8 protein-coding genes are annotated in these 9774 nt (G+C 75.1%); 2 read left to right on the forward strand and 6 right to left on the reverse strand.

Going from position 1 to position 9774, the window contains the following annotated elements:
* Positions 1 to 107 precede the first annotated feature (107 nt).
* The gene (locus tag AB0J86_RS36510) at positions 108 to 1817 is read left to right on the forward strand and encodes a metallophosphoesterase (RefSeq protein WP_363862689.1); all 1710 of its coding nucleotides are present in this window, start codon (positions 108 to 110) and stop codon (positions 1815 to 1817) included.
* A 53-nt stretch (positions 1818 to 1870) separates the two neighbouring features.
* Here the strand turns inward: AB0J86_RS36510 and ricT are convergent, their stop codons facing one another.
* The 6 genes from ricT to tmk form a co-directional block, all read right to left on the reverse strand.
* Positions 1871 to 2707 (reverse strand): regulatory iron-sulfur-containing complex subunit RicT, encoded by an 837-nt coding sequence (gene ricT, locus AB0J86_RS36515; RefSeq protein WP_363862665.1) that lies wholly within the window; start codon positions 2705 to 2707, stop codon positions 1871 to 1873.
* A gap of 398 nt (positions 2708 to 3105) precedes the next feature.
* Entirely contained in the window at positions 3106 to 3771 is a 666-nt protein-coding gene (locus AB0J86_RS36520; protein WP_363862668.1) for a hypothetical protein, read from the reverse strand.
* Positions 3771 to 4076 (reverse strand): hypothetical protein, encoded by a 306-nt coding sequence (locus tag AB0J86_RS36525; RefSeq protein ID WP_363862671.1) that lies wholly within the window; start codon positions 4074 to 4076, stop codon positions 3771 to 3773. Before AB0J86_RS36525 ends, AB0J86_RS36520 begins: the two co-directional genes overlap by 1 nt.
* Positions 4077 to 4403, reverse strand: coding sequence for a YbaB/EbfC family nucleoid-associated protein (locus AB0J86_RS36530; RefSeq protein WP_363862674.1), 327 nt, complete (start codon positions 4401 to 4403; stop codon positions 4077 to 4079).
* A 197-nt stretch (positions 4404 to 4600) separates the two neighbouring features.
* The gene (locus AB0J86_RS36535) at positions 4601 to 5788 is read right to left on the reverse strand and encodes a DNA polymerase III subunit delta' (protein WP_363862677.1); all 1188 of its coding nucleotides are present in this window, start codon (positions 5786 to 5788) and stop codon (positions 4601 to 4603) included.
* A complete protein-coding gene (gene tmk, locus AB0J86_RS36540) occupies positions 5788 to 7998 on the reverse strand; it encodes a dTMP kinase (protein WP_363862692.1) in 2211 nt (736 codons plus the stop codon). Before tmk ends, AB0J86_RS36535 begins: the two co-directional genes overlap by 1 nt.
* A 364-nt stretch (positions 7999 to 8362) precedes the next feature.
* Here tmk and AB0J86_RS36545 point away from each other — a divergent pair, with 364 nt between their 5' ends.
* Positions 8363 to 9583 (forward strand): amino acid deaminase/aldolase, encoded by a 1221-nt coding sequence (locus AB0J86_RS36545; protein WP_363862680.1) that lies wholly within the window; start codon positions 8363 to 8365, stop codon positions 9581 to 9583.
* Positions 9584 to 9774 lie beyond the last annotated feature (191 nt).

The following is a 9774-nucleotide window of genomic DNA, read 5'->3' on the forward strand; positions in this document are numbered from 1 at the left end:
GACTAGGCTCCGGTCGCGTGACTGACGATCACCGATCCGAGCCACCCCGGCCACCGGACACCGAGCCACCCCGGCCGCCCGAGGCCGGGTCGCCGCCGACCGCGACGGTGGGGCCGCCCGAGGCCGAACCGCTGGCACCGCACCGGCCGAGCCGCTTCGACCCCCGCGACCTGGGCTTCACCCCCCGCGCGCCGGTTCCCTGGCTCGCCCCGCTGCTGCTGATCATCACGGGACTGCGTACCGTGCTGGCGCTGCTCTTCGGCGCGTACCTCGACAAGCGGGAGCTGCAGAACTCGCTGCGCGGCGACATCCACCGCGAGCCCGGCACCACCGACGGGCTCTGGCTCGACTACGTGGCCGACCTCGGGGACGGCTTCAACGCCACCTACTCGGTCGCCTACCTGCTCGCCCAGCCCGAGCTGACCGTCGACGGCGTCCGGCTGCCCCGCGGCGACCTACTCGTCATGGGCGGTGACCAGGTCTACCCGACGGCCAGCGGCGCGGCGTACGAGGACCGGTTCAAGGGGCCGTACCAGGCGGCGATGCCGCAGCCGGCGCCCGGCGAGGAGTCGCCCCGGTTGGTCGCCATCCCCGGCAACCACGACTGGTACGACGGACTCACCGCCTTCCTGCGCATCTTCGGCGCCACCCGCGACGACAACATCGGCGGCTGGCGTACCCCGCAGAGCCGGTCGTACTTCGCCGTCGAGCTGCCCGCGAACTGGTGGCTGTTCGCCCTCGACGGGCAGTCCGGCTCCTACCTGGACGATCCGCAGCTGGTCTACTTCCAGCAGGCGGCGGCCGAGCTCGGCCCGCACTCCCGGGTCATCCTGGCGGTACCCGAGCCGTCCTGGGTCAAGGCCGTCGACCGGCCCCAGGAGTACGCCACGGTCGACTACTTCATCCGTACCGTGCTCGCCCCGACCGGCGCCCAGATCCGGCTGCTCATCTCCGGCGACCTGCACCACTACTCCCGGTACAGCGGCCCGGGCCGCGAGCTGGTCACCTGCGGTGGCGGCGGCGCCTACCTGTACGGCACGCACAAGCTTCCCGAGCACATCGACGTGCCGCCCCGCGACACCATGTCGCACCGGGTCAGCCGCAGCCAGCCGTACCGGCTCAGCGGGCGGTACCCGGACGCGGCCCGGTCCCGCCGCTACGCCTGGGGCGTCTTCGGCCGCCTGCCGATGCGCAACCCGGGCTTCGCGACCCTGCTCGGTACCCTGCACACCCTGCTCATGCTGGCCATGGCCGGAGTGGCGGGCGACCGTACCGGCGCCACCGAGCTGCGGATCTTCAGCCTGCCGCTGGTCGCCATGCTGCTCGTGACCGTGCTCGGCGCGGCCTTCTTCGCCAAGCCGCCCAGCGCCGGCGGCAAGCGGCACAGCCGGCACTGGATCCTGGGCGTGACCCACGGGCTGGTCCACGTGGCGCTCGGCGCGGCCGGCACCTGGGTCTGGTTGAACCTGCCGTTCCAGCACTGGCCCTGGCCGCTGCCGGTGGTCGCCGCCGCGGTCGTCTACGGGCCGGTGGTCGGCTTCGTCGCCGCCGAGGTGGTGGCGGCGTACCTGCTGGTCGCCGGCAGCCTCGGGGTCAACCTCAACGAGCTGTTCGCCGCGCAGGGCATCGAGGACTCGAAGGCGTTCGTACGGATGCACATCGCCCCGGACGGCACCCTCACGGCGTACCCGATCGCGGTCGACCGGATCTGCCGGCGCTGGCGGCCGGACCCGGCCGGCGCACCGCACTCGCCCTGGCTCCAGCCCGAGGAGCCGCTGCCGGTACGCCTCGCCGAGGCTCCCTTCACGCTGCGCTGACCGCACGGTGCCGCGCCCCGGTGGGGAACCCGCGCGGGTTCCCCACCGGCAGCTCAGTTCGCGTAGTGCTCGTCGTGCGCCTTGCGCGGGCCGCAGACCGACGCGCGGCTGCACGAGCAGCGCGAACCGTCGGCGTCCAACCGGACCACCACCGAGTCGCGCGGCACGCTGTGCCCGACCACCCGCCCGTCCCCCTCCGGGGTGGAGACGCGGCTGCCCACGGCCGGCGCGCTCGCGTGGAAGTTCTGGTAGAGCGGGTGCTCGTACTTCAGGCAGCACATCAGCCGGCCGCAGGCGCCCGAGATGCGCAGCGGGTTGAGCGGCAGGTCCTGGTCCTTGGCCATCCGGATGGTGACCGGCTCGAAGTCGGTCAGGAAGGTGGCGCAGCAGAGGTCGCGACCGCAGGAGCCGATGCCGCCCTGCACCCGGGCCGAGTCCCGGGCCGAGAGCTGGCGCAGCTCGACCCGGCAGTGCAGCGTGGCGCCGAGGTCGCGGACCAGGGAACGGAAGTCCACCCGGTGCGGCGCCGTGAAGTAGATGGTGGTGCGCCCGCCCGAGCCGCCGCCCTCCAGCACGTGGTCGACCGCGACCACCTTCATCGGCAGGCCGTGCTCGCGGATCAGGCGCTTCGCGGCCACCTTCGCCTCGGCCTTGCGCTTGCGCTGCGCCTCGTCGCGGTGCAGGTCGGCCTCGGTGGCCAGGCCGGCCAGGCGGGGGAAGCCGTCGGTTTCCTCGCTGACCCACTGCGCGGCCCAGACGCACTCGGCGACCTCCGTGCCGTCGTCGGTGGGCACCAGCACCCGGTCGCCGACCTGGGGCCGCAGGTCGCCGGGGTCCAGGTAGTAAAGACGCCCGTACCGGTTGAAACTGACCGCGCAGAGCATGCCCATGCACTCCACCCTACGACGGATTCGGGCGCTCGTACCGGCTCGGCCGGGGCGCCCCGGACGCGGGCGGCCGGCGGTACGACGGACGGATGTTCGGCGGCACGGACCGGGAACGCCGAACGCTCGGCCCCGGCGGCCGTCCGGTTGTCCCGTTGCGCTTCGCCCGAGCGGTTGAATCATGGACAAAGCCAGCGACAAACGCCGATGGAGCGGGTCTAGTAGGGGGCATACCTGCGGGGGGTGCAGGGGAAGCCACGGCGCCGCCGCCGGAGCGGCTGAAGGGGTCAGCCGCTCCGGGTCGGCGCCGTGTGCTGTGTCCCCACCTCGTGTGCGGTCTCGGCCCCGCCCGCGCCTCCGACGGGTCCTCGACCCGCCGCGCACCGCAGGCGCCCGGCGCGGCCTCAGCCCTCGACGCGGGTGGTCAGGTCGAACCGGGCCGCGGTGCCGGCGGGCGGACGGAAGTCGACCTCACCGAGTCGCGGCGCCCACCGCGCGAGCAGCGCCTCCGCCCGGTCGTACGCCTCCGCCACCGTGGTCAGCACCCGCGCACCGATCTCGGCCGCGGCCGGCGCCGCCGACGCCGGCCCGTCCTCCGCCGCGCCGGGCAGCAGCGCCACGGCCTCCGCCGAGCCGAGGACCTCGGCGACGGTACGCGCCAGCGCGCCCCGGCTGGCCGTCACCCAGTCCCCGAGCGCCGCGGCGTACCCGGCGGTGGCCGACAGCCGCCCGGCCAGGCTCTCCGGGCCGGCGGTCAGGTACGCGGCGAGCGCGTCCCGCTGCGCCGCGTACGCCTCGGCGCCGGCGCCCTGCCACGACACCTCCCGGGCGAGGGCGGCGCGGGCGTCCTCGTACTCGGGAAGGCGGGTGCGTAGCGCGCCGCCCGCCTCGGCCAGCGGCGCCGGGTGGAGCGCGGCGACCGCGGCGACCGCCTCCCCGGGCAGCGCGCGGAGCCGGCGCAGCAGCGGCCAGATCCGGTGGTCGTCGGGCGCGCCGGCGGCGACGAGCGTGTCGTCGACCCGGCGCAGCAGGTCGGCCCCGGGCCCGGCGAGCCGGTCGAGGGGGTCCATCACGCCTCCCCGGCGTGCCGGCGGCGGGCCGCCTCGTCGGTGTCGTCGTAGCCGGCGGCGACCACCCGCAGCGTGGTGGCGGCGTCGGCGAGCCGGGCGGCCGCCACGGCCGCCTCCCGGGACCGGGCCGCGGTCGCGGAGATCCACTGCTCGTAGAGCGCCCGGCCCAGCTCGCCGGGCCAGCCGGGGGCATCGGCGCCGAAGGCCCTTGGCGCCGGCCCGGTCCGGGCCACCTCGTAGGTGGCGGCGGTCAGCGTGACGGCGGCCTCGTCGAGCCGACCGGCGAGATCGCGCAGAGTCTCCATTCACTCCTCCGCCAGCGGCCGGTACCCGCCGAAGGTCTCGACGTGCAGCTTCTCCCGGGCCCACCGCGCCGCGTCGGCGGCGGCGGTCACGGCCGCGTAGACGGAGCGGGAGAGCTCCACGTTGGTCCGTCCGGTCAGCGCGCCGAGGATCCGTACGTCGGTGATGGTCCCGGCCGCCGTGACGGCCACCTCCACCAGCCCGTCGGGCGAGCGTACGGTCACCTCGACGGCGTCGACGGCCCGCTCGAACTCGGTCCGCAACCCCTCGATCCGGCGGTAGCGCTCGATCGCCTCCTCGACCCAGGACTCGTCGATCTCCCGCGCCATGGGCAGGCTCCTCCCGGGGAAACCAGCTGACCGGACGTGCCGCCGACCGATGTGCGATTAACCAAAAGTGCGGCCATCGTTGCTTACGGCATCGAACCGTACCGGTTTCCGGGCATCGAAGAAAACCCCTACGTACAAGGTCATTCCCGCCGCACGGCGCCGGATCGCCCCCGCTTCGGGTACGGATGCGGGTACGGTCAGCCGCGCCAGAGCGCGAGCATCATCGCCTCGACGGCGATCCGCGGCTTGACGTTCGTGTCGATCGCCGTACGGCAGTCGAGCACCGCCTCCAGCCGGCGCAGCGTCGCCTCGGGGCTCCACTTGCCGGCCGCCGCCGTGGCCTGCGCGGCGGTGTCCGTGTGCACCGGCGCCACCGGGGCGCCCAGCGACGCGGTCAGCACGTCCCGGTAGAAGCCGGCGAGGTCGACCAGCGCCCGGTCCAGCGCGTCCCGCTGCGCCCGGGTGGCCCGGGACTTCTGCCGCCGTTCGAGGTCCTTGATCTGCCCCGCGGCGCCCCGGATCGCGCCGGCCGCACCGCGCCCGGTGCCGCCGGCGCCCAGCGCGGTCTGCAACGCGGCCCGCTCGGCCGCGTCCGTCTCGACGACCGACGCCTCGGCCTCCGCCTCGGCCGCCTCGATCAGCGCGGAGGCCGCGTCGAAGCAGGCGCCGACGCCGGTCAGCCGCCGGGGCACGGCCAGTACCGCCTCGCGGCGCTTGCGCGCCTCCGGGTCGCGGGCGAGCTGGCGGGCCCGGCTCACGTGCCCCTGGGCGGCAGCCGCGGCCCAGTTGGCCACCTCCGGCGCGATGCCGTCGCGCTCGACCAGCATCGCCGCCACCGCCTCGGCCGGCGCCTGCCGCAGCGGTACCAGCCGGCACCGGGACCGGATGGTCACCGAGATGTCGTCGGGGTGGGTCGACGGGGTACAGAGCAGGAAGACCGTGCGCGGGGGCGGCTCCTCGATCGCCTTGAGCAGCGCGTTGCCGGCCGCCTCGGTGAGCCGGTCGGCGTCGGAGATGACCAGCACCTGCCAGCGTCCGCCGGACGGGGCGCTCGCGGCGCGCAGCACCAGCGCCCGCATCTCGTTGACGCTGATCGAGAGCCCTTCCGGCACGACGAACCGTACGTCGGCGTGGGTGCCGGCCAGGGTGGTGTGGCAGCCGGCGCACTCGCCGCAGCCGATGCCGCGTACGCACTGCAGCGCCGCCGCGAAGGCGCGGGCCGCGACCGACCGGCCGGAGCCGGGCGGGCCGGTGAAGATCCAGGCGTGGGTCATCCCGGTGCCGGCGGAGGCGCCCGCGAGCATGCCGTCGGCGGCGGCGGCCGCCCGCCGCAGCGTCTCGACCGCCTCGTCCTGGCCCACCAGCTCGGCGAAGACGTCACTCATCAGGGTCGCCGCTCCAGTTCGCGCTCCGGTCCGGCCGGCGCCGACGGCGTCGTCGGCGCCTCGGGGCCGGATAAGCTCCGCTCGCCCGGCTGGACCTCGCCCGCCGTCGGGGCGTCCGTCTGGGTGTCCGCCGTCGGAGTGTCCGCCGTCGGAGTGTCCGTCGGGGCGTCCGCAGCCGGGACGTCCGTCGGTGCGGCGTCGCTCGGCGGCTCGCCGAGCAGGCCGCCGACCCGCTGCAGGGCCGCGGCGGTGATCACCTCGGGCGCCTGCGCGGCGTCGAGCACCAGGTACCGCTTGGGGTCGGCCGTGGCCAGGTCGAGGAAGGCGTAGCGGACCCGCTCGTGGAAGTCGATCGCCTCGCCCTCCAGCCGGTCCGCCCCCGCCCCGCGGGACGCCGCCCGGGCGAGGCCGGCGGTGGGCTCCACGTCGAGGAGCACCACCAGGTCGGGCTTGAGGCCGCCGGTGGCCCAGGACGAGAGCCAGGAGAGTTCGTCGACCGGCAGCGTACGGCCGGCGCCCTGGTAGGCGAGGGAGGAGTCCACGTACCGGTCGCTGATCACCACCGCGCCCCGGGCCAGCGCCGGGCGTACCACGGTGGCGACGTGCTGCGCCCGGTCGGCGGCGTACAGGAGCGCCTCGGTCCGGGGCGCGACCGACCTCGACCCGACCTCGCCCTCCAGCACCAGCCTCCGGATCCGCGCGCCGAGCTCCGTGGCGCCCGGTTCCCGGGTCACCACCACGTCCCGTCCCTGCCGGCGCAGCGCCTCGGCCAGGGCCTTGACCTGCGTCGACTTGCCGGCGCCCTCGCCGCCCTCGAAGACCACGAAGAGCCCTTCGGAGGCGAACGGGTCGGCCGGGGAGAGCGGGCGGCCCCGGATCGAACCCCAGATGTCGGCGAGCACCGGGGTGCCCCGCTTGTCGTCCATCTGGCGGAAGGCGCTGATCCCCGCGAAGATGCCGGCGACGCCGGCCACCAGCAGCAGCAGACGGGTCGAGGAGATCGAGATGCCGAGGTCGGCGATCCGCAGCATCCGCGAGCCGCCGACGCCGACCAGCACGCTGCTCAGCGCGATGGCGAAGATCAGTACCAGCCGGGTACCGATCTGCACCACCGCGAAGACCCGGCCGCGCACCTCGTCGGCGATCTCCCCGCCGAGCAGCGTGGTGCCGGCGAGGAAGGCCATGCCGGCGCCGGCGCCCACCAGGATGGCGCCGAGGATCGCCATGGAGAGGTGGATGGAGGCGGCGAGCAGCAGGACCGAGCCGCTGGCCAGCACGATGCTCAGGCCGAACCAGCGGCGCCGGGACATGTCCCGCACGATCATCGGACCGAGCCCGATGCCGAGCGCGAGGCCGACGAAGATCGCGCCGAAGAGCAGATAGAACGCCGCGTCACCGGCGCCGAGCGAGGCGGCGAAGAACCGGGCCGTACCGATCACGATGCCGCCGCCGGCGAAGGCGCCGAAGATGCCCAGGACCAGCCCGCGCACCAGCGCGGACCGCCCGATGAACCGCCATCCCTCGGTGAACTGCCGGAACATCCCCTGTTCGGACTGCTCCCGGTCGCCCGTGCGGCTCCGGCTGATCTCCTTGATGCCGAAGGCCACCACCAGCGCGGTGGCGAGCCGGGAGAGCGAGTTGAAGTAGAGCGCGATCGTGGGTGCCATGTCGGCCGCGCCGCCCCCGCTGCCGCTGAGCGAGCGCACGATGCGGTCGAGCACCGCCAGCACGACCGCGGCCAGCACCGGCGTGATCCCGTACGTGGTGATCAGCGTGAGCTGGTTGGCGCTCTCCAGCCGGGTACGCGGGATGAGGTTCGGGACCGCGGCCTCCTTGGCCGGGATCCAGAGCAGCGTGATCGTCTCGATCAGGAAGGTGGCGACGGTCGCCCAGCCGACCACCGCGCCCTGACCGGCGCCGAGGACCGCGACCAGCGGGATGGAGGCGTAGAGCGCGAACCGCAGCAGATCGCAGATGACCATGGTCCAGCGCCGGTCGAAGCGGTCGGCGAAGACCCCGGCGATCGGCCCGAGCAGCAGCGACGGGAGCAGCCGGATCGCGATCACGCCGCCGAAGGCGGCACCCTTGGCGGTGCTCCCCTGGACCTGCCCGGCGGCGAAGATCGAGGTGGCGAGCAGGCCGAGCCAGTCGCCGAGGGAGGCCGCGCCGAGCACCAGCCAGAGTCGCCGGAACGGGCGGATCCGCAACACGGCCCGCAGGGCCTGGTAGCCGGTGCGGTCGACCTGGGCCGCCGCCTTCGGCAGGGGCGTGCCCGGTACGGCGCCCCCCGCACTGCTCTGATCGGCGTCGATGGCCGTACCTCCCCGTCCGGCCCAGGCCTGGGCTCCCCCGGAACACACTCTAAATCGTGGCGAAGGCCGGCCCCACCCCGACATTTCCCTGATCCGAGCCTAGGCGGGCCCCGGCACACCGCCGGCCGGAGGGCTGGCGCCGCCGGGGGTGCGCCGACCGGCGGGCGCGGCGCGACACTCGAACGGGGGATGGGAAACGGCACGCCGCGCGCCATATGCGAATGTCTTTCGGGTCACCCGGCCGTCGGGTTAGCGTGCTGCGGTGTCCACCAAACGCGACAAGCTACGCGAACGGCTCGACGGGGCCACGGCGCACCTCGAACCCCCCTTCGCGGTGGTCGACCTGACCGCCTTCGACGCCAACGCCGCCGCCCTGGCCGGGCGCGCCAACGGCAAACCCGTACGCGTGGCGAGCAAGTCGGTCCGCTGCCGGGCCCTGCTCGACCGGGCACTCGCCACGGCGGGCTGGCGCGGGGTGATGGCGTACACGCTGCCCGAGGCGATCTGGCTGGTCCGGGCCGGCGTGAGCCGCGACGTGCTGGTGGCGTACCCGACGGCGGACCGGGCCGCGCTCGGCACGCTGGTCGAGGACGCCGAGCTGGCCGAGGCGATCACGATCATGGTGGACGACGCCGCCCAGCTCGACCTGGTCGACGCGGTCGCCGCCGCGGACCGGCGCGCCCCGGTCCGGGTCTGCCTGGAGCTGGACGCGTCCTGGCGACCGCTGCGCGGCGGGCCGGGCGGGCGGCTGCACGTCGGCGTGCGCCGCTCGCCGCTGCACAGCGCCGAGGCCGCCGGCGCGTTCGCCGCCGAGATCACCGGCCGCGCCGGGTTCCGGCTGGTCGGCCTGATGGCGTACGAGGCGCAGATCGCCGGCCTCGGCGACGCGCCGCCCCGGCGGGCGCTGCGCGCCGCGGCGATCCGGGGCCTCCAGGGCCGCTCGTACCGCGACCTGCTGGAACGGCGCGGCGCCGCCGTGCGGGCGGTACGGGAACACGCCGAGCTGGAGTACGTCAACGGCGGCGGTACCGGCAGCGTCGCGCTGACCGGCGCCGACCCGGCGGTAACCGAGATCACCGCCGGGTCGGGGCTCTACGGTCCCACCCTCTTCGACGGGTACCGCGCCTGGCGCCCCACCCCGTCGGCCTTCTTCGTCCTGCCGGTGGTACGCCGCCCCGGCCCAGGGGTCGCCACCGTCCTCGGCGGCGGTTGGATCGCCTCGGGACCGGCCGAGTCGACCCGGCTGCCCACCCCCTGGCTCCCGCCCGGGCTGCGGCTCACCGGCACGGAGGGCGCCGGCGAGGTGCAGACGCCGCTGACCGGGGCGGCGGCCGACGCGCTCACCGTCGGCGACCGGGTCTGGTTCCGCCACGCCAAGGCGGGCGAGCTCTGCGAGCACGTCAACGAGCTGCACCTGGTCGAGGGAGACCGGGTGGTCGGGTCGGTGCCGACGTACCGGGGCGAGGGGCACGCCTTCCTCTGACCGCCGCTCCGCGCTTCTTGCGGGGCCGCGCTTCCTGCGGGTCCGGGCGCCGGGCCGCGCGGCGTCTTGCGCGCCGGGCCGGCTCGCTGCGCCGCGCCGGTATCCGATCCGGTAACTGAGCTGCCCGTGCAGCCGGCCCGCCGCATAGCTGGACGAGGCCAGCAGGAGCACGAGAAAGATCGCGAAGAAGG

Source organism: Micromonospora sp. NPDC049559, from assembly GCF_040676675.1.
Taxonomy (GTDB): Bacteria; Actinomycetota; Actinomycetes; order Mycobacteriales; family Micromonosporaceae; genus JBFAPK01.

What these genes read in the sequence shown, in the direction of transcription:
- AB0J86_RS36530 (WP_363862674.1), bottom strand. Translation starts at nt 4,403, where the DNA reads ATGGCGCGGGAGATCGACGAGTCCTGGGTCGAGGAGGCGATCGAGCGC.
- AB0J86_RS36520 (WP_363862668.1), bottom strand. Translation starts at nt 3,771, where the DNA reads ATGGACCCCCTCGACCGGCTCGCCGGGCCCGGGGCCGACCTGCTGCGC.
- ricT (WP_363862665.1), bottom strand. Translation starts at nt 2,707, where the DNA reads ATGGGCATGCTCTGCGCGGTCAGTTTCAACCGGTACGGGCGTCTTTAC.
- AB0J86_RS36525 (WP_363862671.1), bottom strand. Translation starts at nt 4,076, where the DNA reads ATGGAGACTCTGCGCGATCTCGCCGGTCGGCTCGACGAGGCCGCCGTC.
- AB0J86_RS36535 (WP_363862677.1), bottom strand. Translation starts at nt 5,788, where the DNA reads ATGAGTGACGTCTTCGCCGAGCTGGTGGGCCAGGACGAGGCGGTCGAG.